Origin of the sequence: Herbidospora sp. NBRC 101105, assembly GCF_030269205.1 — a bacterium.
Classification (GTDB): domain Bacteria; phylum Actinomycetota; class Actinomycetes; order Streptosporangiales; family Streptosporangiaceae; genus Herbidospora; species Herbidospora solisilvae.
Window position 1 is genome coordinate 383,527 of the sequence record NZ_BSSX01000007.1, and the last position, 24,660, is coordinate 408,186.

The window sequence follows — 24,660 nt, forward strand, 5'->3', positions numbered from 1 at the left end:
GCCGCAGTCGAGCTCGTGCTCGTGGTCGGCGTCCTCGTGGTCGTGATGCGGGTGGTCGTTCATCGATGTCCCCTCCGTCTGAACGATGATGGTTACGGAGAGTTATCGACGGTTCGACCATCGATCAAACGTCTGAGCAAGTATTCACATGTCCTGGGATCGGGCCGTGCCGCGCAGCACGCGGTGGTCGGACATCCAGGGCCGCCAGCCTCCGCCGCTGGCCGTGAAGCCGGAGAAGTGGTTGCTGAACAGGATGTAGTCGATCTTCAGGTCCTGTTCGGGGAAGGTCACCCGCGCCAGCGGGTCGATCTCGTGGAACCGGCGGTAGAGGTTGCGGATCGGCGCGGTTCCCGGGCTGAGGTTGAGGTCGCCGCCGATGACGAGCGGGCCGGTCCAGCCCCGGATGACCGTGTTGATGTAGTTGACGTGCATCTCCCGGTTGTGGCCCTTGTAGTCGACGTGCGTCGTGCAGAGGCGGGTCGGGCGGTAGGCGAGGACGGCGTCCACGCAGAGGAGGGCGCGCGGTTCGTCGTGGTGCGGGTTCGGCAGCGCCCAGACCCCGCGGGCGAAGACCGGTCCCTTGACGAAGACGGCGATGCCGAAACGGCGGTCCCCCCAATTCCGGCGGCACGCCTTGTTCTTGCGCACGGTCACCACGTAAGTGGCCTGGTATCGGCCGGAGAGCCGGTTCCGCAGGGCGTCGAACTGCCGGCCGCACAGTTCCTGGAGAAAGAAGGCGTCGGCGTCATGGGTCTCGCGCAGGAGGGACGACGTCCACCTCGCCAGGGAGAACGCGTTTTCGCACAGGCCTCCGCACACGTTGAAGGTGAGGAACTTGAGCGGTTCGGCGGCGGGCTCGGGGATGGGCGCCGGCGTGGTCACGGGCGTCGGCGCCGGAACCGGTGTCGGGGCCGGTGCGGGTGCCACGGGCACCGGTGACGGCGGTGTCGGTGTCGACGCTGGAGTCGACAAAAGCCCCATTATGGTAATTACTCGCAATATCACGCTTTACCTCCCCCAAAGGCACTTCTAATGGTACAGAAGTGCCTTTTTGGGCTGGTGGGAAGGTGTGCCCGCGAAGGCGCATGATCTGCCAGAGTTGGGGTCTGAGGAGGTGGGCGTGCTCGAAGCGGCCAGTCTCGTCGAGCTGTCGATGAACCAGCTCCGCGAGGACATCCTGAGTGGCGCGCTCCAACCGGGGGAGCGCCTGATCGAGGAGCAGCTCACGCGGCGCTTCGGCATCAGCCGGGCGCCGCTGCGCGAGGCCCTGCGGCTGCTCGACGAGCAGGGGCTCGTGGAGCACCTGCCGCGGCGCGGGGTCCGGGTGGCGCAGCTGTCCGAGCGTGACGTCGACGAGCTGTTCGGGCTGCGCGACGTGCTCGAACAGTACGCCGTCTCCCTCTTCACGCCCCTCGCCGAGGGAACCCACGTGGGCGACCTGGAAGACGCGCTGAAGGCCATGGACGTCGCCGCCCGCAAGGGCGACCTCCGCGAGGAGAACGACGCCCACTGCCGGTTCCACATCGCCATGGTCGCCCTGGCCGGGCAGCGCCACCTGCTGCTCGCCTACCGGCCCGTCATCCACAAGCTCCAGCTCTACATGGCCGCCAACCTGCGGCGCGAGGTCGAGCACGTCGGCGACCCGGGCGACGGCGTGCGCCGCCACCGCAAGCTGTTCGACGCGGTCGTCAGCCAGGACGCGCCGACCGTGCTGGCCGCACTGGCCTCCCACGGCGCCCGCACCTATATCGGGTAACCCGGCGTTAACGCGGCGCGGCGGCAGCGGATACATATTCTGTCGACAATCGACGAATAGACCGCCCGGCCGGTCCGGCGTCGGGGGACGTACCGGCTGTGGCTCGCGCTGTGAATCTGCCTCACATGACACAGAGGAGCCGGTCGTGCCCACTGTCGACGCGTCCCCCTATTCGTTCACGTTCGAGCCCGAGTCAACCGCGCTGCTGGTCATCGACATGCAGCGCGACTTCGTCGAACCCGGTGGTTTCGGAGAGACCCTCGGGAACGACGTCAGCAAGCTCCAGAAGGTCATCCCGCCGCTGGCCCGGCTGCTCGGCGCGGCGCGCGCGGCCGGGCTGCTGGTCGTCCACACGCGGGAGGGCCACCTGCCCGACCTGTCCGACTGCCCGCCCGCCAAGCTGAACCGCGGCGCGCCGTCGATGCGCATCGGGGATCCCGGCCCGAAGGGCCGGATCCTCATCAGGGGTGAGTACGGTCACGACATCGTCGACGACCTCAAACCCCTCGGAGACGAGCCGGTCGTCGACAAACCCGGCAAGGGCTCGTTCTACGCCACGAACCTCGGCGAACTGCTGGCCGAGAAGGGCGTCACCTCGCTCGTCGTGACCGGTGTCACGACCGAGGTCTGCGTCCATACGACCGTGCGGGAGGCCAACGACCGGGGCTTCGAGTGCCTCGTCGTGTCCGACTGCGTCGGATCGTACTTCGACGAGTTCCAGGAAGCGGGACTCGCCATGATCGCCGCGCAGGGCGGCATCTTCGGCTGGGTCGCCCCCTCCGAGAACCTGATCGAGGTGCTGTGATGACGACTCCCGCGGTGAAGGTGCCCTGGTGGGTGCCCGGCGACACCAACGCCTTCTTCGGCCTGGGCTTCAACGTCCTGGTCAACGTCCTGACCCTCACGGCCCTGTGCGTCGGCGTGGTGCACATCTCCGATGGCGACGTGTACGGCGTGATCCTCCCGGCCCTCGGCATCCAGCTGCTGATCGGCAACGTCTACTACACCTACCTGGCCAGACGGCTGGCGAGGAAGGAGAACCGGCTCGACGTCTGCGCGATGCCGTACGGTCCGTCGGTCCCGCACATGTTCATCGTCGTGTTCGTGATCATGCTGCCGACGTACCTGGCCACCAACGACCCGATCGCCGCCTGGCAGGCCGGCCTGGCCTGGTGTTTCATCATCGGCCTGATCGTCCTGCTGGGCGCGTTCGTCGGCCCGGTGATCAGGAAGTACACCCCGCAGGCGGCCATGCTCGGCACGCTCGCGGGCATCTCGATCGCGTTCATCTCGATGCGCCCGGCCGCCCAGATGTGGGAGGCGCTCTGGATCGCGCTGCCGGTGCTGGTCATCATCCTGGTCGGCTTCTTCACCGACCTGAAGCTGCCCGGCAACATCCCGGTCGGCCTGGCCGCCCTGCTGGTGGGCTCGGCCATCGGCTGGATCGGCGGCTACATGGAGCCCGCCGCCGTCGGCGCGGCCATCAGCGACATCGCGGTGGGCCTGCCGACACTGAAGATCGACCTGCTGGTCAGCGGCCTGAGCGAGGTCGCGCCACTGCTGGCGACGGCGATCCCGCTGGGCATCTACAACTTCACCGAGGGCATGACCAACGTCGAGTCGGCCGCCGTGGCGGGCGACACCTACAACCTCCGCTCGGTCCTGCTCGCCGACGGCGCCGGCGCGGTGGTGGGCTCGGCCCTGGGCTCCCCGTTCCCGCCCGCCGTCTACATCGGCCACCCCGGCTGGAAGGAGGCGGGCGGCCGGGCCGGCTACTCGATGGCCAGCGGCGTCGTGATCGCCCTGTTCTGCTTCCTCGGCCTGTTCAGCGTCCTGGCGACCCTGCTGCCGACCCCCGCGATCGTGCCGATCCTGCTCTACATCGGCCTGCTCATCGGCGCCCAGGCCTTCCAGGCCGTGCCCCGCGTCCACGCGGTCGCGGTCGTGATGGCCATCATCCCCAACATCGCCGCCTGGGCGGCCGGCCAGATGAACAACGTCATCGCGGCCTCGGGCGTGGCCGTCACGAGCGACCAGATCGCCGCGGCGGGCTCGGTCTACCACGGCACGGTCCTGCTGGGCGGCGGCGCGATCCTGGCCGGGCTCGTGCTGGGCGCGATCGTGGCGTTCATCATCGACCGGAACTTTTACTGGGCGGCCGGCTACGCCCTGTTCGGCGCGTTGTTGTCGTTCATCGGCCTGGTCCACGCGGAGAAGGTCGGCTGGAACGTCGGCGGCCAGATCGCCCTGGGCTACGTCTTCGCCGCACTGGTCCTGGCGGGCTTCGGCCTCTGGCGCGGCCGCTCCCCGGAACCGGCCGAGGCCAAGGAGGAGACCCCGGTCGAGGCCTGACACACAAAGAAAGGGACCTCCCGCCGGCCGGTCGGGAGGTCCCTTTTCTTCGCCCTGGATCAGGTGCGGTGCCACCGGCTCTCGGCGAAGCAGTAGGCGGCGAAGAGGATCAGGCCGATTGCGACCGCCGCGAGGAGCCACGGGCCCATCGGGGTCTCCGAGAGGGACTTGAGGGCGTCGTCGATGCCGGCCGCGCGGTCGGGGTCGTAGGTCAGGGCGGCCTGGCCGACCAGGACGCCGGCGGCGATGGCGACGATGCCGCGGGCGATGTAGCCGGCCTTGCCGAGGCGGACGACCGTCGTGCGGGCCTTCGGCTCGGTCACGTGCATGTCGCGCATGAACTTCTCGGTCCAGCCCTCGTGGATCCAGTACACGCCGAGGGCCATGAGGCCGAGCGCGAACAGGCCGACCAGGAACTGGCCGCCGGGCAGTTCGAACAGGGCGCGGGTGGCGTCCTGCGACTGGGAGTCGGTGCTGGAGGCCTCTTTGCCCTTCAGCAGGAGGCTGGTGATGGAGATCACCAGGGTCACGTACACGACCGCGCGGGCGATCGACTCGACGCGCTGGCGCATCTTCGGGTTGCCCCAGATCGCCTCGCCGATCTGCCAGACGGCCAGGCCGGCCAGGCCGACGGCCATGACCCACAGCAGCACCGAGCCGAACGGCTGCTCGGCCACCATGTGGATCGCGCCTGACTTGTCGGCCTCTTCCCCGCTGGACCCGCCGAAGGCGATCTGCAGCGCGACCAGTCCGATCAGCGCGTAGAGGACGCCTCTGGCGGCGAACCCGACCTTCGCCAGCTTGTCGAGCAGGGGGTGCTGTACGGCCCTGCGGGCGGCGCCGCCGACCGTCTCCGTGGTCGTCATGGGAGGTCCCTTCGTTGTGGCTGGACCCCCTCTTCCTTCAAGGACGATCAGTAAACCCCAGGCAAAGTTTTGTCAGGTTCTCTTATGGTCTGTCGTAAAAGGGGCCTAATGTCCGGTTACTCGCATGTGACCAAAGGAGATTCCCCCATTTCCCCCATCACCGACTCGCTGCTCGATGCGGCCCGGCAGGAGCTGGGTTACAGCGCGCAGGCGGGCAAGCAGAGCAAGTACGGCGCCTGGTACAGCGAAGGCAAAGACCCCGCCCTCGCCTCCGCCCCCTGGTGCGACACGTTCGTCTCGTACGCCGGCCAGTCGGCCGGAGTGCTGAAGCAGGTCGGCAGCTTCGCCGCCTCCGCCGACCACGCCGCCTGGTTCAGGTCGAAGGACGCCTGGACCACCGAGCCCCAGCCCGGCGCGATCGCCTTCCTCAAGCACCACGGCCAGGTCGGCGTGGTCGAGAAGACGGCCGACGGCAAGGTCACCACGATCGAGGCCCTCAACGGCTCGGTCCAGCGGGTGACCCGGCCCACGTCCGATTTCTCCGGGTATGGCGTGCCGGACCTGGTCGTCCATCCCCTGTACGAAGGCTCGACCACCGCGTCCTACTTCTGGGACGACGGTTCGGGCCGCAACGGAGACACCGGCGCCCCCGCGTCGGGCGAGCCCATGCAGAAAGGACTGGCGGCCAGTCCGAGCTGGCCCATGGGCACCGAAGGTTACGTCATGCACGACGGCAAGAAGGCCCCCTTCTTCGTCGGCGACCGAGGGCCGGGCTCGCCGTCGAGCAACGGCGTCATGCTCGACCTCGACGGCAAGACCTTCGCCGAACTCACCGGCGGCACCTGGAACGAGGGCAGCCTCACCGTCGAGGGCAACGGCGGCGCCGGCCACATCGACGTCGACTACGTCATCACCAAGTGGGGCGACGGCCTGGGCAAGAAGGGCGCCCCCGAGCCCTTCTCGTCCGGCGCCTACAACTCCCGCGGCGGTTCGGGCGAGGCGCCGCCGGTCAGGTTCAAGGTGTCGGACGTCCAGGACGTCACCTGCACCCCCGACGAGGCGCCCATCGCGGCCCAGAAGATCGCCCCCGCCAAAGACCCCGCCAAAGACCCCGTCAAGGAAACGGCCAAGGCCGCCCCCGGGCCGAAGGCCACGACGACCCCCGTGAAGGAGAAGACCATCGCCATCCCGTCGGCGAGCCACGTGGCCGCCGACACCACGACACCACGGCCGGAGACGCCCGTGCCGGTCATCGCCTCCGGGCTGGTGGCCTGCGCGCTCGTCGCGGTCGGCATGCGCTTCCTGATCGTCCAGGCCAGGAAGGGCAGGCACGAGAAGACCGGGGCATAAGGAAGAAGCGGGCCCCGAACCGGCGATCCGCGCCCCTTCTCCCAGGGGGCGCGGATCGTCTCGTGTGTGGCGCTGAATTCACGGTGAATTTCGAGCGACTCGAAATCGTCACGGCGATTTGCCTATTTCTGCCAATGGCGCGTTCCACCTCCTCGGCGGCCTTGCGTGCCGCTGATCGCCGGTTGAGGATGACCGGAGTAGCGGCAATTCCCCGCGCAGCCACAGGAAAGGCAACACCATGAAAGTTCTGAAAAGGGCGTTCGTCGGTCTCGCCATCGCCGGAGCGGTTTTCTCCATGTCGGGAACCGCCCACGCGGAAAGCAAGTTCTACGGCGGCTACCCCGACTCGGGTAACTGCAATTACTGGCGATCCGCCGTGAAGGCGGCCGGGTGGAATGTGTCGTCGTGCACCTACTCGACCGCGAACAAGTGGCACTTCACCGCGTGGCGGTAAATCCGCGTAAACGATGAGGGTCCGGCCCGGAAGGGCTCGGACCCTTTTTACACGCGACCACTCCGGTCAGCCTTTCCGAGACGAGCCAGAGCCGTTCGGAGTCGCCCCGTACTCAAACCTCTGTGGTCAGTACACCTAGCCCTTCTTGCGGCCGCGCAGCGCCGAGGAGACACGGCGCAGCACCCGGTCCCAGTCGCTGCCGAACGGGTTCTCCGAGACCAGATAGGTCCACGTCGCCGACGGCCGCTTCAAGCCCTGTTCGGCCAGCGGGGAGGACAGGTCGAGGGCGTCGAAGCTCGCCGTCGAGCGCTTCTCGATCTCCTCCAGGAGTTTCCGGTAGGCGGGGAGCGCCTCCCGGTTGAACTCGTCGATCGGGCTGAGCCGCCCGAGGGCCCGCAGGTGGATGCCCTCGCGCAGGTCGGCGAAGTAGCCCAGGTGGTCGGTCCAGCAGCGATCGAGGTGGAACAGCACGATCTGGCGGGCCGCCGTGGCCACGGCCTCCTCCGACGACTGCTCGACCAGTTCCCGGTAACGCTCGGGACGGGCCTCGCGGAGGGCCTCGGCGCCGGCGTCGCCGTAGAGGATGCGGTCGCGGTGGTCGAGCAGACGGGCGCGCTGCTCCTCCAGGACGCGGGTGTAGCGCCAGGTGTTGCGGTGGATCTCGGTGTTGACGCCCTCGGCGATGCGCTGGGCGTGGCCGACCAGGTAGGCGGCCTGCTTGTCGCGGATCCGGCCGTCCTTGTCGGCCTTCGGCAGGGTCTCGTCGGGCAGGTAGGCCTTGAGCAGGTCGTCTTCACCGCTGACGAAGAACACCGACCGGCCGGGGTCGCCCTGGCGGCCCGACCGGCCGCGCAACTGGTCGTCGAGGCGGCTGGACGGGTGGCGGCCGGTGCCGATGACCAGCAGGCCGCCCAGTTCGGCGACCTCGGGGGAGCCGAGGCGGATGTCGGTGCCGCGCCCGGCCATCTGGGTCGACACCGTCAGCGCGCCCAGCTCGCCCGCCCTGGCGATGATGGCCGCCTCCTCGGCGTCGTTCTTGGCGTTCAGCACGACCGGTTCGAGGCCCCGCGAGCGCAGCTCCTTGGCCAGGGATTCGGACTCGGCGACGTCGAGCGTGCCGATCAGGATCGGGCGGCCGGTGGCGTGCTGGGCGACGATCTCGTCGGCCAGGGCCAGTTCCTTGTCGATCAGCGACGGGTAGATGCGGTCGGGCTCGTCTTCACGCACGCACGGGCGGTTCGGCGCGATCACGGCGACCTTGAGCTTGTAGAACTCGCGCAGGTTCTCGCCGACGGCGACGGCGGTGCCGGTCATGCCGCAGATCTCGGGGTAGCGCGTCAGCAGGCCCTGGATGGTGATCGAGTCGAGGATCTCGCCGGTGTCGGACGGGGCCAGCTTCTCCTTGGCCTCCACCGCCGCCTGGAGGCCGTCGGGCCAGCGCTGGAGCTGGGCGACCCGGCCGCGCGAGGCGTTCACGAGCTGCACCCGGCCGTCGCGCACGATGTAGTCGACGTCGCGCACCAGCAGCGCGTGGGCGTGGAGGGCGAGGTTGACCTCGGTGACGGTGCCGGGGTGGTCGTACAGGGAGATGCCGAGGGCGCTCTCGACCGTGTCGGTGCCCTTGGCGGTCAGGAAGACGTTGCGGCCCTCGTCGTCGATCTCGAAGTGGTAGCCACGGGACAGGCGGCGGACCAGCGCGGCGATCTCGGGCACCGCCGCGCCCGCATCGGTGGCGCCGGCCAGCACGAGCGGCACGCGGGCCTCGTCGACGAGCACCGAGTCGGCCTCGTCGACCAGGGCGACCTGGGGGACCGGCTGGACGGTCGCCTCGGGGTCGGTGGCCAGGCGATCGCGCAGCAGGTCGAAGCCGATCTCGCTGACGTTGGCGTAGGTGATGTCGCAGGCGTAGGCGGCGCGGCGCTCCTCGGGCGTGGACGCCTCGGCGATCCAGCCGACGGTCAGGTTCATGGCCGTGTAGAAGGGCGCCATCCACTCGGCGTCGCGGCGGGCGAGGTAGTCGTTGACCGACATGGCGTGCACCGACTTGCCGCGCAGGGCGAAGCCCGCGGCCGCCAGCGCGCCCGCGAGGGTCTTGCCCTCGCCGGTGGCCATCTCGACGACGTTCCCCGACAACATGGCGAGCGTGCCGACGAGCTGCACGTCGAACGGGCGCTCACCCAGGGTGCGGTCGGCGACCTCGCGGACCGCGGCGCAGAACTCGGCCGAGCCGACTCCTCCGGCGGCCATCTCGCGCAACTCCTCAAGGGAGAGGTCGCGCGCGCGGTCGGCGAGCGCCCCGGCGGCGGCGACGGTGCGCTCGAAGGGCGCGATGTCGACGCTGCCGGGCTTCTCCAGGAAACGCCGGATCATCTGGGATAGAGAGGCCACGCCCGCTCCAACGCGCCGCACGAGTAGGTCGTTCCAGGGCACCCCGTAGGAAAAACCCCGGAATGACCGATGCTAGACCCACGGGCGGCCCTTGCGCTTTGACTGGTTATCCAGTCAGTGTTGATGGATGAACGAGATCGCCGCCCAGCTCGGGCGGGTGGGCCTCCCCGAACCCGTGAAAGACCTGGCGCGTCGCCGCTGGGACGTGGTGGTGGTCGGCGGCGGTCACAACGGCCTGACGTGCGCCGCCTACCTGGCACGGGCGGGCAAAAGGGTGCTGGTGCTGGAGGCCCGGGAGCGCCTCGGCGGCGCGTGCACCCTGGAACGCCCGTTCGAGGATCCCCGGTACGTCGTGAGCCCCTGCGCCTACGTCGTCGGGCTGCTCGACGAGACCGTCATCCGCGAACTCGACCTGAAACGACGGGGCCTCGATTTCACGATCGCCGATCCCCAGCTCTGGATCCCCTACGACGACGGCACCGCCTTCGCCCAGTGGCTCGACCACGACCGGACCACCCGGGCGCTCCAGGACCTCGGCCTGCCCCAGAAGGAGATCGACGGCTACTTCGCGTACGAGGACCTGTTCGACCGCATGCGGATCAAGCTCCGCAAGGGCGCCAGGGACACCTGGGTCGGCGACTCGCCCAGCCGCGAGGAGCTCGGGGAGATCCTCGGCGACACCTATATGACCGACGTCCTCTTCCACGCCTCGATCGCCGACGTGATCGACGACTTCGTCACCGACCAGCGCCTCAAGGACGCCCTGTTCGGCCAGGGGATCATCGGCACCTACGCCGGCCCGCGCGACCCCGGCACCGCCGCCGTCAAGCTGATGCACTTCATCGGCGAGCTCGACGGCGTCGGCGCGGTCTGGGGCTACGTCAAGGGCGGCATGGGGATGGTGAGCTTCGCCATCGCCGACGCCGCCCGCGAAGCGGGGGCGGTGCTCGCGGCCGGGGTTCCGGTGGCGCGGGTGCTCCCAGGGGAAGGGGTGTGCCTCGACGACGGCACCTTCATCGCCGCCGGCCGGGTGGTCTCCAACGCCGACCCCAAGCGCCTGATGACCATGGTCGACGCCCCGGACGACTACCGGCTGCGTGTCGCCGAATGGGACGTCCGCAGCCCCGTGGTCAAGTTCAACGCCGCCCTGCGCCGCCTGCCCTCCTGGACGGCCGCCCCCTGCCAGACCTTCATGGCCGAGGGTGTGGTCGACGTGACGACCGGCCTCGACGAGGCCCAGCGTGCCTTCGAGCGCTGCCAGGCCGGCGAACCGGCGGTGGGGTTCGGGGAGATCTACGTACAGGACGGACTGATGAGCGTCTTCGGACAGTACGCCCCCTACGCCCTGAAGGGCGGCTGGGAGGCCCGCCGCGACGAGGTGGCCCGCCAGTTCGTCGACCTCATCAGCCGGTACGCCCCCGGCTTCGCCGACTGCCTGGCCCACTACGAGGTGCTCGGGCCGCCCGACATCGAGGCGCGCGTCGGCCTGACCGGGGGGCACATCTTCCAGGGCGAGGTGCGGCCGGACCAGATGTGGGACCGGCGGCTGACGCCTCGCACCCCCATGGAAGGGGTCTATCTGTGCGGCGCGGCGACCCACCCGGGCGGCAGTGTGATCGCCCTGAATGGGCGGAATGCCGCAATGGCCGTTCTGGTAGATATGGGAGACTCGACCCGGGGAACAGGAGATTGTCCCTAAGCTGAATCGGGTGACCCGCACCCACGAATTCTCCGGAGCATGCCCATGACCTGGCTGGGGTTCACCATCGCCCTGCTGGGCGCGCTCGGATACGCGCTGGGAGCGGCCCTCCAGCAGTTCGAGGCCGTCGCCCAGGGAGCCACCCTACGGCTCGTCCGCCGCCCGCGCTGGTGGATCGGCGGGGTCATCAGCTTCAGCGGCGCCTGCCTCCACGCGGTCGCGCTCAGTTTCGCGCCGCTCATCGTCGTCCAGCCGATCAGCGTCGCCACGCTCGTGTTCGCGGTGCCGCTCGCGGCCTGGCTGCACGGGCGCAGGGCCAAGCGGGCCGAGTACCTCGGCTCGCTGGCCGTCGCGGTCGGGTTGTTGTGGCTGATGCTGCTGGTTCCGGCGCACAACGTGAAGCCGTCGATGTCCACCGGCGAGGGCGTCGGCATGATCCTGGTGGTCGGCCTGATCGCCGCCGCCAGCTTCGTGTCGGCGCGGTTCTTCGCCGGGCCCGGCAAGGCCATCTGGATGTCGATCGGCGCCGGGGCGGTGACCGCGACCGTTTCGACGTTCGTGCGGGTCGTGGGCGCCAACTTCGACGGCGCGTGGGGCGGCTTACTGCACTGGTTCGCCTTCGCCATCCCCCTCCTGCTGATCGCGGCCGTGGTGCTGCTGCAGAAGTCCTACGAGGTCGGCTACTTCGGCATCGCCTACGCGACCGTGCAGATCGTCGACCCCATCACCTCCATCACCGCCGGGACCGTCCTGCTCGGCGAACCCCTGCCCGCCGGGGTCGGACAGGTCGTCCCCGCCCTCGTCGCGACCGCGATCCTCGTCTGGGGCACCATCACGCTCAGCCGGCTGGCGCCCGACCACTCGCCCGTGGCGCAGGAGACCAAGCCCGAGCCCGTCACGGTCTGACGGGCGGTTCCCAGGCGAAGACCGAGTCCATCTGGCGCAGCGCCGCCGTGGTGCCGAGCCTGCCGACGAGGCTGATCATCGTGTTCCGCGCCGCCGTCGCGACCGGGTTGCGCCACGAGGTGATCCGGGCGATGGCCCGCGACCGCTTCACGATCGGCGCCGTGCGCGGCATCCGCGCCGCCGAGTAGCTCTCCAGATCGTTCGTGTACGCCAGCGTGACCGCGTCCTCGATCGCCTGGCAGGCCCCCTGACCGAGGTTGGGGGTCATGGCGTGGGCGGCGTCGCCGAGCAGGGCCACCCTGCCGGAGTGGAAGGCCGGGGGAGCGGTCTCCAGGCTGAAGATGTCCGTGCGGATGACCTTCGCCGGGTCGGTGCGGTCGAGCACGGCCGGGATGGGGTCGTGCCAGCCGGCGAACAGGCGCTTCAGGTCGCCGAGTTCGTCGGGGGACGATCCGCCGGGCGGGGCGGGTGCGGTCGCGTAGGCGTAGACCTGGTCGCCGGCGAGCGGCATCACGCCGAAGACCTGGCCGTCGCCCCACGACTCCGACGGTTGCGCCCCGGCGGTGGGGGTGATCATGCGCCAGCTCGTCACGCCCGCGTAGACCGGGCCGGGCAGCGACGGGAAGATCTGTTCCCGGATGCGCGACCGGAGGCCGTCGGCGGCCACCACCAGGTCGGCGCTGAGCTCGCCCTTCGCGGTGGTGACCACGCCGTCGGGGGTGACCGACTGCACCGCGGTGTCGAGCTCGATCTCGGGGGCCTGCGCGGCCAGCAGGTCGACCAGCACGGCCCGGTGCAGCAGCACGGTCGGGTCGCCGTAGCGTTCCTGCGCGGCCTCGGCGCTGGTGCGCGACAACCACTTCCCGGTCTTGGTCCTGATGCCGCCCGACCCCTGGAAGGCCGCCAGCTTCCGCACCTGGTCGCCCACCTCGATCACGTCGAGCGCCCGCAGTGCGTTGGGCGCCATCGCGAGCCCGGCGCCGACCGGTTCGATCGAGGCGGCCCGCTCCAGCACGGTCACCGCCCACCCCTGCTGCCTGAGCGCGGCTGCTGCGGTCAGCCCGCCGATTCCGGCGCCGACCACCACGGCGTGTCTCATGATGCCTCCTTGGGAACTACATCTGTAGTATGCACTACATGTGTAGTCTGCGAAAGTGAGCACTGAGCGGGCGCGGATCATCGGGGACGCCGCGATCGAGATCCTCGCCGACCTGGGCATGCGCGGGCTTACCCACCGCGCGGTCGACGCGGCGGCGGGGTTGCCGTCCGGGTCGACGTCGAACCTGGCCCGCAGCCGCGCCGCGCTCCTGGAACTGGCCCTGGCCCGGCTGACGGAGCTGGAGGACGAGCACTTCGCCGAGCTGCTCACCCGGCCGATGCCGGCCGGCGGGCGGGAAGCCATGGTCGAGCTGCTGTCGGTGTCGACGCACAAGATGATCGTGGTCGACCGCCGGCGCAGCATCGCGCGCTACGAGCTGGCTCTGGAGGCCACCCGGCGTCCGGAGCTGCGGGCCGTCTACGACGACATCGGCCGCCGTTACCGCGACCAGGGCGTGGCCGTGTTCACCGCCGCGGGCACCGCCGACCCGGTGCGGCACGGGCGGCAGCTCGTCGCGTTCACCGAGGGCCTGCTGTTCGACGCCGTCGTCGGCGCCGGGGTGACCCCCACGCTCGACGACCTGCGGGCCGCCTTCGGCGAATACCTGTCCGCAGTGTTCAGGGACGGGTCACCGACTTGATGCGGCGGCCCGCCCCCGAGTCCTCGATGAGGGTGGCCAGGCGGCGCAGCCGGGTCTCCTCCCTCTTGGCGCTGATCACCCAGTAGATGGCCGTGCGGCGATACCAGGGGGCCTGGCCCTCGAACCAGTCCCAGGCGGCCTTGTCCTCCTGGAAGCGGGCGGCGTACTCCTCGGGCAGTTCGGCGGCCTGGCGCTGCTCGTAGCTGTAGATCTCCGAGCGGTCGGCGCTGCGGGCCTCGAAGGCGGCCAGGCCCGACGGGTGGACGACCCCCAGCTCGATCAGCTCCCGGATGCGGTTGATGTTCACCGAGCTCCAGGTGCTGCGTGGCTTCCTGGGGGTGAAGCGGATGACGTAGGACTCGGGGCCGAGGCTCTTGCGCACGCCGTCGATCCAGCCGAAGCAGAGCGCCTGGTCGACCGACTCGGGCCAGGTGAGGCTCGGCCTGCCGGTGGAACGCTTGTGGAAGCCGACCCACAACTCCGTCTCGGTCGTGTGGTTGGCGGCCAGCCAGGCGTAGAACTCGTCGGGGGTTTCGAAGAACGTCGGTTCCATGGGCAATCACCTATGGTCGCGGGGGCGGGCCGGTCAAGACACCATGACCTGATGTATCCATGTCCTGATATATCCAGAAAAGTCCTCTCGGTTGCCTCTGTCACCCCCGGGTGTCGTCGACACTCATACCGGCTGGTCGGTATGCTCGCGAGCTGTGACAGTGCCCGGACTCGATCTCGACCGTCTCGCCGCCCGCCTCTCCGAGGCCGGTGTCACCGACGGCCCGCTGACCGCCGAGCTGATCGAGGGCGGCAAGTCCAACCTCACCTACATCGTCCGCGACGGCGTCCGCGCGGTCGTCGTGCGCCGCCCGCCGCTCGGCCACGTGCTGGCCACCGCCCACGACATGGGCCGGGAGTTCCGCGTGATGGGCGCCCTCCAGGACACCGACGTGCCGGTGCCGCGCATGTACCACTTCTGCGACGACGCCGAGGTGGTCGGCGCCCCCTTCTACGTCATGGAGTACGTCGAGGGCACGCCCACCCGCCTCACCCCCGAGGTGGGGGAGCATCTGGCCGACGTGCTGGCGCGACTGCACGTGATCGACCCGGCCGAGGTCGGGCTGGGCGACTTCGGGCGGCCCGAGGGCTTCCTCGACCGGCAGGTCAGGCGCTGGAAGCGGCAACTCGACGCCTCCCGCAGCCGCGAGGTCGCCGGGATCGACGAGTTGTACGCCCGGCTGGCCAAGGACCTGCCGGTGTCGGGGGCGCCGGCGATCGTCCACGGAGACTTCAAGCTCGGCAACACGCTGATCCGCGACGGCCGGGTCGCGGCGGTGCTCGACTGGGAGATGTCCACACTCGGCGACCCCCTCACCGACCTGGCCCTGTTCCTGCTGTACGCCGACTTCGCCGACCTCGACGTCGGCGCGCCCGGCGGCGAGGTCGACGTGACCGCGCTGGCCGCCCACTACGCGGAGCGGTCGGGCCGGGACACCTCGCGGCTGGGCTGGTACGTCGGGCTGGCCTGCTTCAAGCTCGCGGTCATCACCGAGGGCATCCACTTCCGCTTCACCCAGGGGCTGACCGTCGGCGACGGGTTCGCCGGCATCGGGGACATCGTCGCGCCGCTGGTCGAGCGCGGCCTTCGGGAGGTCTGACAGATGGATTTCGGCTTCGACGCGACCACTCGTGAATACCGTGAGCGGCTTGAGGCCTTCATGGCCGAGCACGTCTACCCGGCCGAACCGGTCTTCGAGGAGCAGGCGCGGGAGAGCGGCTGGAGCGCCCCGCCGATCATCGAGGAGCTGAAGGCCGAGGCCCGGCGACGCGGCCTCTGGAACCTGTTCCTGCCGGGTGAGGGCCTCACCAACCTCCAGTACGCCCCTCTCGCCGAGATCATGGGCCGGTCCCCGGCCATCGCCCCGGTCGCCACCAACTGCGCCGCCCCCGACACCGGGAACATGGAGGTGCTGCACCAGTTCGGCACCGACGACCAGCGCAAACGCTGGCTCGAACCGCTGCTGGACGGGGAGATCCGCTCGGCGTTCGCGATGACCGAACCCGACGTGGCCTCCTCCGACGCGACCAACATCGCCACCTCGATCGTCCGCGACGGCGACGAGTACGTGATCAACGGCCGCAAGTGGTTCATCACCGGCGCGATGAACCCGAACTGCGCGGTCTTCATCGTCATGGGCAAGACCGACCCCGAGGCGCCCAAGCACCGGCAGCAGAGCCAGATCCTGGTGCCGCGCGACACCCCCGGCCTGACCGTGAAACGCGGCATGTCGGTCTTCGGCTACACCGACAACGACCACGGCGGCCACGCCGAGGTGATCTTCGAGGACGTCCGGGTCCCGGTCGCCAACCTGATCGGCGAGGAGGGCGGCGGCTTCGCCATCGCCCAGGCCCGTCTCGGGCCGGGCCGCATCCACCACTGCATGCGCCTCATCGGCATGGCCGAACGCGCCATCGAGATGATGTGCGGCCGGGCGCTGGCCCGCACGACCTTCGGCAAGCCGGTCGCCCAGCAGGGGGTGGTCCAGGACTGGATCGCCGAGTCGCGGGTCAAGGTGGAGCAGTTGCGGCTGCTGGTGCTGAAGACGGCCTGGCTGATGGACACCGTGGGCAACCAGGGCGCGCACACCGAGATCCAGGCCATCAAGATCGCCACGCCGGCCGCCGTCGAGTGGATCCTCGACAAGGCCATCCAGGTCCACGGCGCCGGCGGCGTCAGCCAGGACTTCCCGCTGGCCGCCCTCTGGGCGGGCGCCCGCAGCCTGCGCTTCGCCGACGGCCCCGACGAGGTCCACAAGCGCTCGCTGGCGTACCGGGAGCTGAAGAAGCACACGTGATTCCACCGATACCGGACCGAAGAGTGGGTGCGGTACGACTTTGGCACGGCACCTAAGAACAGGGGAACCACGTGGTGGACGCGACGACGGTCAGGCAGCGCGCGGAGGCGTTCCTGGCCGGGCACGACCCTTCCGAGCTGAGCCCGCTCGACTGGCTGAGGGCCAGGTTCGACGCCGGGCTGGCCTGGGTGCACTTTCCCGAAGGGCTGGGCGGCCTGGGCGCCCCGCGCGACCTCCAGGGGGTCGTCGACCAGCTCTTCCGGGGCACGCCCGACAACAATCCCGGCCGCATCGGCATCGGTCTCGGCATGGCGGCGCCGACGATCCTCGCCTACGGCACCGACGAGCAGAAGAGACGTTTCCTGCGCCCGCTCTGGACGGGGGAGGAGGTCTGGTGCCAGCTCTTCTCCGAGCCCGGCGCCGGGTCCGACCTGGCCGGGCTGGCGACCCGGGCGGTGCGCGACGGCGAGGACTGGGTGGTCGACGGGCAGAAGGTCTGGACGTCCAGCGCCCACCTCGCCCGCTGGGGCATCCTGGTCGCCCGGCACGACCCCGACCTGCCCAAACACAGGGGCCTGACCTACTTCGTCTGTGACATGGAGGCCCCCGGGGTCGAGGTCAGGCCGCTGCGCCAGATCACCGGCGAGGCCGAGTTCAACGAGGTCTTCCTGACCGGCGTCCGGCTCGGCGACGACCTGCGGCTCGGCGAGGTCGGCGACGGCTGGCGGGTGGCCCAGACGACGCTGATGAACGAGCGCGTCGCCATCGGGGCGTCGGGGTCGCCGCGCCGCACCATGATGGGCGTCTTCACCGAGGCCTGGCAGGCCCGCCCCGAGCTGCGCACCCACGACCTGCACCGGCGGGCGCTGGACCTGTGGGTGCAGGGCGAGGTGATGCGGCTGACCGGCCAGCGCCTGCGCGAGCAACTGCTCGCCGGGCATCCCGGCCCCGAGGGGTCGGGCATGAAGCTGCTGTTCGCCCGCCACCACCAGGAGGTCTCGGCCCTGGAGGTCGAGTTCCTGCGCGAAGACGGCCTGACCTACGACGACTGGACCTTCCGCCGCCCCGACGGGGTCGACTTCCTCGGCCGCGGGGCGGGCTACCGCTATCTGCGGGCCAAGGGCAACTCGATCGAGGGCGGCACCTCCGAGATCCTCCGCAACATCGTGGCCGAGCGGGTGCTCGGGCTGCCGGCGGAACCCCGAACCGACGTCGCCGCGCCCTGGAAGGACCTGCCTCGATGACGCTGCTCTACACGGAGGTCGAGGAGGAGCTCCGGACCGCCGTCCGCGACCTCCTCGCCGACAAGGCCCCCGTCGCCGCCGAGGGCGAGAACGCCGCCGCCTGGCACGGCCTGGCCCGCGACATCGGCGTGGCGGGGCTGCTGGTGCCCGAAGACCTCGGCGGCGCGGGCGCGTCGGCCCGTGAGGCCGCGGTGGTGCTGGAGGAGCTGGGGCGGGCGGGCACTCCCGCGCCGTTCCTGACCTCGTCGGTGCTGGCGACCCGGGTGTTGTCGAGCGCGGGATACGCCGGCATCTCCCGGCTGGCGTCGGGGGAGGCGACGGCGGCGTTGTGCGTGTCGCTGGCGGCGTCGCCTTATCGGGACGTCCCGGTGGGAGTGCTTGAAGAAGGGGACGGTGGCCCGGCCGCGCCGGGTGGCCCGACGGTCGCGGCAGCCGGCGGCGAGGCGGATGGCGCTGGAGGCGCGGCCGGTTCGCTGGCGGGTGTGGTCAGTGGGCGGTTCAGCGGGGTCGCGGGGGCCGTCGGGGCCGATCTCTTCGTGGTGCCGCTCGACGGGGGCCGGGTCGCCGTGGTGGAGAGTGAGCGGGTTCTCGTCGAGCCGGTGGTCTCGCTCGATGTGACGCGTCCGCTGGCCACGGTGACGTTCGAGCGGGTGCCGGCCGTGGTGCTCGACGGGGGGTCGGTGGACGAGGCGCTGCTCCTCGCGGCCGGGTTGCTCGCGTCCGAGCAGGTGGGGGTGGCCGAGTGGTGTCTCACCACGACGGTGGCCTACCTGAAGGAGCGGCGGCAGTTCGCGCGGCCCGTCGGGTCGTTCCAGGCGCTCAAGCACCGGCTCGCCGATCTCTGGCTGGAGGTCGCGGGGGCGCGGGCGGCGGCGCGCAACGCCGCCGATCAACTCGCCTCGGGGGGCGATGCCCGGGTGGCCGTGGCGGTCGCCGCCGCCCACTGCGGTGAGGTCGCGGTACGGGCCGCGGAGGAGGCCCTGCAGCTTCACGGAGGCATCGGGATGACCTGGGAGCATCCCATCCACCTCTACCTGAAGCGCGCCAAGGCCGATTCGATCGCCTTCGGCACCCCCGGCGACCATCGGAGCGCTCTCGCGCCCTTGGTAGGCCTTCCGGGGCCGGAGTAGTCGTCACGGCCGAGGCGGCTCGGCCCCAGGGTGGGTCGTCGCAGGCGGGGGCGGGCGCGGCCGGGTGGCGCCGGTTGCGGGGCGAGGCGGGGCGGTGGGCGGTGCCGGGGTGGGCGGAGCCGTAACGGAAGATCGGCTCTTAAGGGGTGAGGGAGCGGAGGAGGAGGTCGGCGAAGTAGCGGCCGACCTCGGTGCCCGTGAGGGGGCCGTCGGGGTGGTACCAGGTGCCGAGGTGGTGGACGGAGCCGAAGAAGAAGTCGACCACCATCTCGGCCGGGACGTCGTCGCGGAACACGCCCTGCTGCTGGCCCTCGATCACGAGGTCGCGGAAGCGTTCGTGGTAGCGGCGGCGTTCGGCGCGGACGATCTTGCGGGTGTCGGGGGCCAGCTGGTGGTTGGACCTGAAAAAGATCTTGGAATCGTCGAGGTTGTCGACTGTGGTGTTGATCACATCGGCGGCCGCGGCGTGCAGGCGCTCCGCGACGGTTCCCTCACCGTCGGCGAAACGTCGCAGGCGGTCCATCTGCATGCGGAGGACCCGTCCGTAGATCTCATGAAGAAGATCATCTTTCGAGTCGAAATAGTGGTACATCGCCCCTTTTGTGACGCCGGCGGCCGCTACGATTTCCTGGACGGAAGTGCTCTCGAAGCCCTTCTCGGCGAACAGGCGCGTCGCCGCCGACAGCAACCGCTGGCGTACCGGTTCTTCGACGGACGTGCCCAACCGCGCCATGTCGACCCCCTCTGATAGGCGACCAGCATACCGACTGGTCGGTCAAGACGAGGTTGTTATACCGGTGGTGGCGTAACCGTGCTAGTTCCCTCACCATCGGGAGCTGGGATTCCTGTTCGGGTACGCCTTAGGCAAAGCAGTCCTAACTTGCAGGGAGTGCAGGGTGCCCAACGGGTCCATCTACGTCCCGCGCGACGACAAGTTCACCGGTTCGTCGCCGCAGAACCTGTACTTGACCTTCTGGCTCGCCGGCCGGAAGAACCGCCTCCGGCTCCGGGCCGCCTACGCGGTCGCCGGTCTCATCGCCGGAAGCCTCCTCGCCGGACGGTTCGGCTGGAACGTCGTCGTCACCGGGCTCCTCTTCGGAGCGCTGGCCGGCGGCACCGACGCCTTCATCGCCTGGCGGTCCCACGAACGCACCGCCGTCTGGCGGGGCAAACGCCGGGGCGAGGTCCGCACCGGCCGCCTCCTCCGGGCGATGTTGCGCCGCCGCGGCTACCACGTGATGGACGGCCGCGCCGTGCCCGGCAAGGCCTCGGTCGACCATCTGATCATCGGGCCCGGCGGCCTGTGGATCGTCGACAACGAGGCCTACTCGCCCGACACGATCGTGGCCAAGCACGGCAAGCGCCTCTTCTTCGACGAGAAGTACGGCACCAGCGTCGCCAAGGGCCTCATCGGGGCCGCGACCGACCTGGCCCAGGTCCTGTCGAAGGAGACCGGCATCCAGGTCACCATCAGCCCGGTGCTCGCGTTGCACGGGTGCACGATCGCCAACAGGGCAGGCGTGGTCAGCGGCGAGGGCTTGACCGTGGCCTACCCGAGGCGCATCCCCGGCTTCATCCGGCGCAACCCGACGGCCGAACTGACGGCCGATCAGGTCGAGCTACTCGGCCGCACGGCTGCGCGCATCCTCCGCCGGATGCGCTAGCAGTTCCTTCGCCAGCAGGGCGACCACGATCAGGGCCGTGACCAGCGCCGTCCACGGCCCTCCGATCACCGTCGCCAGCGGGGTGACCGCGAGCACGACCACCCCGGTGACGGCGAACACGACCGGCTTCAGGTCGCGCCTGCCGTTCGCCAGGGCGTCGATGGTGGCGTACGCGAACAGGAACACCGCGACCGGAGCGGTGAACGCCAGCGCGGCCCCCCACTCGGGCAGGTGCGCGCCGTGCCCGCCGACCGACCCGGCCACCACCGCGACGCCCGCCCCGCCGGCCGCGATGGCGGCGAGGATGAAGTAGTGGCCGTACGACCAGATGTAGGTCGTGCGCGGGTTGGTCGTCAGCGCCTTGTGGTCCATGTAGCCGAAGTAGAGCCACCAGACCGACAACGAGGTCAGCAGCGCCGCCACGGCGAGCACGATCAGTTCGGCGACGTGGCCCTCCGCCGCGAACGCCCCCTGGATGGCCAGCGTCGCCGCGGTGACCGACTCGCCGATGACGATCAGGGTGAACAGCCCGAACCGCTCGGCGATGTGGTGGGCGTGGTAGCCGCCCTGGTCGGCGTTCCAGCCCGCGAACCACGGCACCGACAGGTCGAGCAGGAACAGGGTGATGAACGCCAGGATCCGGTAGTCGTCGGGCAGCAGGAGCTGCAGCACCCACAGGACCTGCACGGCCGTGGTCCCCACCGCGAGCCTGACCGCCAGCTTCCGGACCGCCGGATGCTCCCGTCCGGCCCGCAACCACAACGCCACGTAACCGATCCGCATGATCACGTAGCCGAGGACGGTCCACCGGAAGTCGAGGTCGTTGAACGCCGCCGGCACCCCCGCCGCCAGCACGAGCGACCCGGCGATCTGGACGAACGCGAGGATGCGATAGGGCCCGTCGTCGGTGTCGAAGGCGCTGGCGAACCACGTGAACGCGATCCAGGCCCACCAGATCGCCCCGAAGAGCATCAGGTAGCCGACGACGCCCTCGGCGGTGTGCCCTTCGAGGAGCGCGTGGTCGAGCTGCGCGGCGACCTGGGCGACCGCCGTCACGAAGACCAGGTCGAAGAGCAGTTCGAGGGGCGTGGCGGTGCGGTGCGGTTCGGACGGGTCGCGGGCGACCATCCCGGTCTTCCAGGGCATGGACCGCATCGTAGCCAGGGGCGGCACAGGCGGACCGTGCGGGCGCGGACTGGGCACGGCCGGTCGGGCGGTGGCGCCCGTGGCCCCTTTCCCGGTCGTCCACGCCCGAGTTGCTCGTTGCGGTGAGGGCCTGCGCGGCCGGTCGGCGCCGGTTACGGCGGTCGCGCCCAGTGGCGGGCGGTGCCGGGGTGGGCGGAGCCGTAACGGGATCAGACGATCTCTTCGACGAACGCCGCGAGCTGGTGGACGTTTCGGCATTCGTGCATCGGGATCACGGCGGCGTAGCCGCTCGCCACGGAATCGCCGGTGTCCCACTGGTTCCTCGGTTCGGGGTTGAGCCAGTAGGCGTGCCGGACCTTTTCGGTCAGGCGTTTCAGGGTCTCGGTGTTCGGCGGCTGGTAGTTGGAGCGCGCGTCGCCGAGGATGAGCAGGCTCGTCTTCGGGGTGAGGACGCTCGCGTGGCGTTCCTCGAAGGTCTTCAGGACGTGGCCGTAGTCGGTGCGGCCGAACCGCGAGATGTCGGCCTCGGTGGTCATGCGGGTGACGGCGTCGAGGACGTCGGCGCCCGGCGCGAAATACTTCGTGATCTCGTCGACGGTGTCGACGAAGGCGAACGCCCGGACCTTGGTGAACTGCTCGCGCAGCGCGAAGGTGAGCAGCAGGGTGAACTGCGCGAATCCGGCGACCGAGTCGCTGGCGTCGGTGAGGACGACCAGCTCCGGTTTGTGCGGACGCCGGGGCTTCAGGTGGGTGGCCAGCGGGACGCCGCCCGACTGGAGTGACGCGCGGACCGTCCGGCGGAAGTCGAGGCGGCCCCGGTCGCCCTTCTTGTGTTTCATCGAAAGACGGGTGGCCAGCCGTCTCGCCAGGGGATGGATCTCTCTCCGCATCTCGGCGAGTTCCGCCTTGGTGACGCGGAGGAAGTCGCGGCGGTCGATCGGCGGCCTGACGGCCGATCTGGTGATGCGTTCGCGGCCCTGTTCCTCGGCGATCCTGCGTCTGACGTCGGCGGCCACCTCGGCCTCGAAGGCGGCGATGTTCGTGGTGACACGCTGCCGGGCGAGCTTCTCGGGGAGGCCGCCGCGTTCACCGAGGAGCCTGGCGATCAGGGTCTGCGGGGAAAGGGCGCGCAGCACCGGATAGGAGAACCACGACTGGCGTCCCGGCCCCGCCTGCACCCGGCCGAAGCGCTCGACCATGGCCTGCGCGAAGGCGCGGAACTCGGGAGCGGAAGGATCTCCTCTGAGGAGTTCGGCCAGTTCCGATCGAAGGTCCTCGGGGTCGTCGTCGCGCTGCTTCGGCGGGCCCTGGGTCGTGGACGGGAACCAGAGGTCGAACAGGACGTCGAAGCCCTCCCGGTGCTGCGGCCGTTTCACGAGCGTCGCGGCGTAGGCCTCACGGAGGGTCCGCCGGTCGGCGAGGTCGATGTGCCGCAGGGCGTGGGCGGCGTCCAGCCCCTCGGCCAGGGAGACCGGAAGCCCGGTCTCCCTCAGGGCGTGCACGAAGCCGATGTGCCGGTCGATCACCGCAGGCCCAGTTCCTTGGCCGCCCGCTGCTGGTCGGAGTGGTGTTTCAGCACGACGCCCAGCGTCTCGGCGACGGTCCGCTCGTCGAGCACCTCCCGGCCGAGGGCGAGCAGGGTGTGCGCCCAGTCGACGGTCTCGGCGATGCTCGGCGACTTCTTCAGCTCCAGCGCGCGCAACGTGGCCGCCGTGCGCGCCAGCTGCTCGGCGACCGTCTCGGCGATGCCGGGGACCTGGGCGAGCACGATGTCGCGCTCACGTTCGGGGGTCGGGTAGTCGAGGTGGAGGTAGAGGCAGCGGCGCTTGAGGGCCTCGCTGAGCTCCCTCGTGGCGTTCGAGGTCAGGACGACGAAGGGTCTCCTCGCGGCGGTGATGGTGCCGAGCTCGGGGATGGTGACCTGGAAGTCGGAGAGGATCTCCAGGAGGAGCCCCTCGACCTCGACGTCGGCCTTGTCGGTCTCGTCGATCAGCAGAACGGTGGGGCGATCTGACCTGATGGCCTTCAGGAGGGGTCTTTCCAGGAGGAACTCCTCGGCGAAGATGTCGTCCCAGGCGTCGTCGTCGGCCTGGATCCTGAGGAGCTGCTTCTTGTAGTTCCACTCGTAGAGGGCTCGCGCCTCGTCGAGGCCCTCGTAGCACTGGAGCCTGACCAGGTCCGCCCCTGTCGCCTCGGCTATCGCCTTGGCGAGCTGGGTTTTCCCGACGCCCGCCGGGCCTTCTGCCAACAGCGGTTTCTGCAGTACGCCGGCCAGGAAGACCGAGGTGGCGATGGCGTCGTCGGAGAGGTATCCGGTCTGGCGGAGACGGGTGACGGCTTCCGACGGTGAGGCGAACCAAGTCACGTGGGCTTCCCCTTGGGTGAACCGAATGATGTTCTACTGTAGCCCGATTTGGTGGGGGTTCGGAGTCGCGGTAACCTACAAGGGCTTCAAGCGCCGCTAGCTCAGTTGGTTAGAGCAGCTGACTCTTAATCAGCGGGTCCGGGGTTCGAGTCCCTGGCGGCGCACTTGATAGAAACCCCAGTCGGGCATATCCGATCTGGGGTTTCTTCGTTCAACGCCTCGACATGGTCGCCTGTCTGCGAAAGTTTGATCTTGATAGTGGTCTGGTGCATCCGATCGCTCTTTCGCCCACAGGCTGCGGAGACGGGACCTGTTCTTCCGCTGGACTGAAGGAGTCGGTGCTGGAGTCGCTTGACCTGCACTCATCTTCTTCTTGCAGGCAGCCTGGTCTGCCGGGCAGGCAAGACGTGCAGTTCCGGCGGGACCTTCGCTTCGGGCGGTTAGCTCGAGCCGCCCGACACAGTGGACTGGGACGCGCGCTAGATCGGTGCCCAGAGTGGGTATTGAGGGCCGGCACACCGCCTGAACTCGTCCTGTGCTGTCCTATGGCCCATTTGTAGGTTGAGGCCAGGCAGAGATTGTCTCCCTTGACTCAGCTCAGGCTGAGGTGTAACGGCTGGGGTTCGGCTCGGTGTTCAGTAACCAGGGCGTGGACCGTTCGGCTTCCATGTGGACTGGAGTGCGGGCCAGTCAGGAGATGCCCGGGTCGACTGCCCTTGCAGGCCTGGCCGTTCTGTCTTGAAATTGTCCAA

22 protein-coding genes and 1 tRNA gene are annotated in these 24,660 nt (G+C 69.7%); 14 read left to right on the forward strand and 9 right to left on the reverse strand.

From position 1 onward, the window contains the following. Positions 1–144: 144 nt before the first annotated feature. Positions 145–882: an endonuclease/exonuclease/phosphatase family protein gene (locus tag QSK34_RS28465; protein ID WP_285588409.1), complete on the reverse strand. Its 738-nt coding sequence runs from the start codon at positions 880–882 to the stop codon at positions 145–147. A 238-nt stretch (positions 883–1,120) separates the two neighbouring features. Between QSK34_RS28465 and QSK34_RS28470 the strand changes: the two genes are divergently transcribed. The 3 genes from QSK34_RS28470 to QSK34_RS28480 all read left to right on the forward strand — a co-directional run bounded on the left by QSK34_RS28470 (position 1,121) and on the right by QSK34_RS28480 (position 4,108). After that, positions 1,121–1,756 carry a GntR family transcriptional regulator gene (locus tag QSK34_RS28470; protein WP_202610464.1) on the forward strand — a complete coding sequence of 212 codons (636 nt, stop codon included), beginning with the start codon at positions 1,121–1,123 and terminating at the stop codon, positions 1,754–1,756. Between the two features lie 145 nt (positions 1,757–1,901). Beyond that, a complete protein-coding gene (locus tag QSK34_RS28475; RefSeq protein WP_161482002.1) occupies positions 1,902–2,561 on the forward strand; it encodes a cysteine hydrolase family protein in 660 nt (219 codons plus the stop codon). Further along, on the forward strand, positions 2,561–4,108 hold the full coding sequence (locus tag QSK34_RS28480) for a hypothetical protein (RefSeq protein WP_285588411.1): 1,548 nt from the start codon (positions 2,561–2,563) through the stop codon (positions 4,106–4,108). Before QSK34_RS28475 ends, QSK34_RS28480 begins: the two co-directional genes overlap by 1 nt. A gap of 59 nt (positions 4,109–4,167) precedes the next feature. On the opposite strand, the gene QSK34_RS28485 is transcribed toward QSK34_RS28480, so the two are convergent. Then, the gene (locus QSK34_RS28485; protein ID WP_285588413.1) at positions 4,168–4,974 is read right to left on the reverse strand and encodes a DUF1206 domain-containing protein; all 807 of its coding nucleotides are present in this window, start codon (positions 4,972–4,974) and stop codon (positions 4,168–4,170) included. A 126-nt stretch (positions 4,975–5,100) separates the two neighbouring features. Between QSK34_RS28485 and QSK34_RS37960 the strand changes: the two genes are divergently transcribed. After that, positions 5,101–6,324 carry a CHAP domain-containing protein gene (locus QSK34_RS37960; protein ID WP_502875548.1) on the forward strand — a complete coding sequence of 408 codons (1,224 nt, stop codon included), beginning with the start codon at positions 5,101–5,103 and terminating at the stop codon, positions 6,322–6,324. A gap of 238 nt (positions 6,325–6,562) precedes the next feature. Continuing rightward, positions 6,563–6,778 carry a hypothetical protein gene (locus tag QSK34_RS28495; RefSeq protein WP_030455996.1) on the forward strand — a complete coding sequence of 72 codons (216 nt, stop codon included), beginning with the start codon at positions 6,563–6,565 and terminating at the stop codon, positions 6,776–6,778. Positions 6,779–6,913: 135 nt separating this feature from the next. Here the strand turns inward: QSK34_RS28495 and secA2 are convergent, their stop codons facing one another. Continuing rightward, positions 6,914–9,148, reverse strand: a complete 2,235-nt coding sequence (secA2, locus tag QSK34_RS28500; RefSeq protein WP_285588838.1) for an accessory Sec system translocase SecA2 — start codon at positions 9,146–9,148, stop codon at positions 6,914–6,916. Between the two features lie 145 nt (positions 9,149–9,293). Between secA2 and QSK34_RS28505 the strand changes: the two genes are divergently transcribed. Together QSK34_RS28505 and QSK34_RS28510 are read left to right on the forward strand one after the other, a co-directional pair. Then, entirely contained in the window at positions 9,294–10,865 is a 1,572-nt protein-coding gene (locus tag QSK34_RS28505) for a phytoene desaturase family protein (RefSeq protein ID WP_285588415.1), read from the forward strand. 39 nt (positions 10,866–10,904) lie between these two features. Then, complete coding sequence (locus tag QSK34_RS28510; protein ID WP_285588417.1) at positions 10,905–11,771, forward strand: DMT family transporter; 867 nt, start codon at positions 10,905–10,907, stop codon at positions 11,769–11,771. On the opposite strand, the gene QSK34_RS28515 is transcribed toward QSK34_RS28510, so the two are convergent. After that, the gene (locus QSK34_RS28515; RefSeq protein ID WP_285588419.1) at positions 11,761–12,870 is read right to left on the reverse strand and encodes an FAD-dependent monooxygenase; all 1,110 of its coding nucleotides are present in this window, start codon (positions 12,868–12,870) and stop codon (positions 11,761–11,763) included. The two genes, QSK34_RS28510 and QSK34_RS28515, sit on opposite strands and share 11 nt — an antisense overlap. Positions 12,871–12,925: 55 nt before the next feature. On the opposite strand from QSK34_RS28515, the gene QSK34_RS28520 reads away from it, so the two are divergent. Continuing rightward, positions 12,926–13,510 carry a TetR/AcrR family transcriptional regulator gene (locus QSK34_RS28520; protein ID WP_285588422.1) on the forward strand — a complete coding sequence of 195 codons (585 nt, stop codon included), beginning with the start codon at positions 12,926–12,928 and terminating at the stop codon, positions 13,508–13,510. Here the strand turns inward: QSK34_RS28520 and QSK34_RS28525 are convergent. Next, on the reverse strand, positions 13,488–14,063 hold the full coding sequence (locus QSK34_RS28525) for a YdeI/OmpD-associated family protein (protein ID WP_285588425.1): 576 nt from the start codon (positions 14,061–14,063) through the stop codon (positions 13,488–13,490). The genes QSK34_RS28520 and QSK34_RS28525 overlap by 23 nt on opposite strands. A 154-nt stretch (positions 14,064–14,217) precedes the next feature. Here QSK34_RS28525 and QSK34_RS28530 point away from each other — a divergent pair, with 154 nt between their 5' ends. From QSK34_RS28530 to QSK34_RS28545, 4 genes are all read left to right on the forward strand, one after another. Continuing rightward, positions 14,218–15,162, forward strand: coding sequence for a phosphotransferase family protein (locus tag QSK34_RS28530; protein WP_285588428.1), 945 nt, complete (start codon positions 14,218–14,220; stop codon positions 15,160–15,162). Between the two features lie 3 nt (positions 15,163–15,165). Continuing rightward, on the forward strand, positions 15,166–16,359 hold the full coding sequence (locus QSK34_RS28535; protein WP_285588430.1) for an acyl-CoA dehydrogenase family protein: 1,194 nt from the start codon (positions 15,166–15,168) through the stop codon (positions 16,357–16,359). Between the two features lie 74 nt (positions 16,360–16,433). Continuing rightward, on the forward strand, positions 16,434–17,603 hold the full coding sequence (locus tag QSK34_RS28540; protein WP_285588840.1) for an acyl-CoA dehydrogenase family protein: 1,170 nt from the start codon (positions 16,434–16,436) through the stop codon (positions 17,601–17,603). Continuing rightward, positions 17,600–18,733: an acyl-CoA dehydrogenase family protein gene (locus QSK34_RS28545; RefSeq protein ID WP_285588432.1), complete on the forward strand. Its 1,134-nt coding sequence runs from the start codon at positions 17,600–17,602 to the stop codon at positions 18,731–18,733. The genes QSK34_RS28540 and QSK34_RS28545 overlap by 4 nt, the downstream gene beginning before the upstream one ends. Positions 18,734–18,872: 139 nt before the next feature. Here the strand turns inward: QSK34_RS28545 and QSK34_RS28550 are convergent, their stop codons facing one another. Next, on the reverse strand, positions 18,873–19,466 hold the full coding sequence (locus QSK34_RS28550) for a TetR/AcrR family transcriptional regulator (RefSeq protein ID WP_285588435.1): 594 nt from the start codon (positions 19,464–19,466) through the stop codon (positions 18,873–18,875). A gap of 163 nt (positions 19,467–19,629) precedes the next feature. Here QSK34_RS28550 and QSK34_RS28555 point away from each other — a divergent pair, with 163 nt between their 5' ends. Next, complete coding sequence (locus QSK34_RS28555; protein ID WP_285588437.1) at positions 19,630–20,397, forward strand: nuclease-related domain-containing protein; 768 nt, start codon at positions 19,630–19,632, stop codon at positions 20,395–20,397. Here QSK34_RS28555 and QSK34_RS28560 read toward each other — a convergent pair. The 3 genes from QSK34_RS28560 to QSK34_RS28570 all read right to left on the reverse strand — a co-directional run bounded on the left by QSK34_RS28560 (position 20,353) and on the right by QSK34_RS28570 (position 23,908). Further along, on the reverse strand, positions 20,353–21,543 hold the full coding sequence (locus QSK34_RS28560) for a low temperature requirement protein A (RefSeq protein ID WP_285588441.1): 1,191 nt from the start codon (positions 21,541–21,543) through the stop codon (positions 20,353–20,355). The two genes, QSK34_RS28555 and QSK34_RS28560, sit on opposite strands and share 45 nt — an antisense overlap. A 209-nt stretch (positions 21,544–21,752) precedes the next feature. Continuing rightward, positions 21,753–23,069, reverse strand: a complete 1,317-nt coding sequence (locus QSK34_RS28565; protein ID WP_285588442.1) for a vWA domain-containing protein — start codon at positions 23,067–23,069, stop codon at positions 21,753–21,755. Further along, on the reverse strand, positions 23,066–23,908 hold the full coding sequence (locus QSK34_RS28570) for an AAA family ATPase (RefSeq protein ID WP_285588444.1): 843 nt from the start codon (positions 23,906–23,908) through the stop codon (positions 23,066–23,068). Before QSK34_RS28570 ends, QSK34_RS28565 begins: the two co-directional genes overlap by 4 nt. 90 nt (positions 23,909–23,998) lie before the next feature. Here QSK34_RS28570 and QSK34_RS28575 point away from each other — a divergent pair. Continuing rightward, positions 23,999–24,072: transfer RNA gene (locus tag QSK34_RS28575), tRNA-Lys, on the forward strand. Positions 24,073–24,660 lie beyond the last annotated feature (588 nt).

Bases quoted from the DNA above. Each gene is read 5' to 3' on its own strand.
- QSK34_RS28560 (WP_285588441.1), bottom strand. From the start codon at position 21,543: ATGCCCTGGAAGACCGGGATGGTCGCCCGCGACCCGTCCGAACCGCAC.
- QSK34_RS28525 (WP_285588425.1), bottom strand. From the start codon at position 14,063: ATGGAACCGACGTTCTTCGAAACCCCCGACGAGTTCTACGCCTGGCTG.
- QSK34_RS28485 (WP_285588413.1), bottom strand. From the start codon at position 4,974: ATGACGACCACGGAGACGGTCGGCGGCGCCGCCCGCAGGGCCGTACAG.
- QSK34_RS28480 (WP_285588411.1), top strand. From the start codon at position 2,561: ATGACGACTCCCGCGGTGAAGGTGCCCTGGTGGGTGCCCGGCGACACC.
- QSK34_RS28515 (WP_285588419.1), bottom strand. From the start codon at position 12,870: ATGAGACACGCCGTGGTGGTCGGCGCCGGAATCGGCGGGCTGACCGCA.
- QSK34_RS28550 (WP_285588435.1), bottom strand. From the start codon at position 19,466: ATGGCGCGGTTGGGCACGTCCGTCGAAGAACCGGTACGCCAGCGGTTG.
- QSK34_RS28495 (WP_030455996.1), top strand. From the start codon at position 6,563: ATGAAAGTTCTGAAAAGGGCGTTCGTCGGTCTCGCCATCGCCGGAGCG.
- QSK34_RS28505 (WP_285588415.1), top strand. From the start codon at position 9,294: ATGAACGAGATCGCCGCCCAGCTCGGGCGGGTGGGCCTCCCCGAACCC.
- secA2 (WP_285588838.1), bottom strand. From the start codon at position 9,148: ATGATCCGGCGTTTCCTGGAGAAGCCCGGCAGCGTCGACATCGCGCCC.
- QSK34_RS28545 (WP_285588432.1), top strand. From the start codon at position 17,600: ATGACGCTGCTCTACACGGAGGTCGAGGAGGAGCTCCGGACCGCCGTC.
- QSK34_RS28535 (WP_285588430.1), top strand. From the start codon at position 15,166: ATGGATTTCGGCTTCGACGCGACCACTCGTGAATACCGTGAGCGGCTT.
- QSK34_RS28510 (WP_285588417.1), top strand. From the start codon at position 10,905: ATGCCCATGACCTGGCTGGGGTTCACCATCGCCCTGCTGGGCGCGCTC.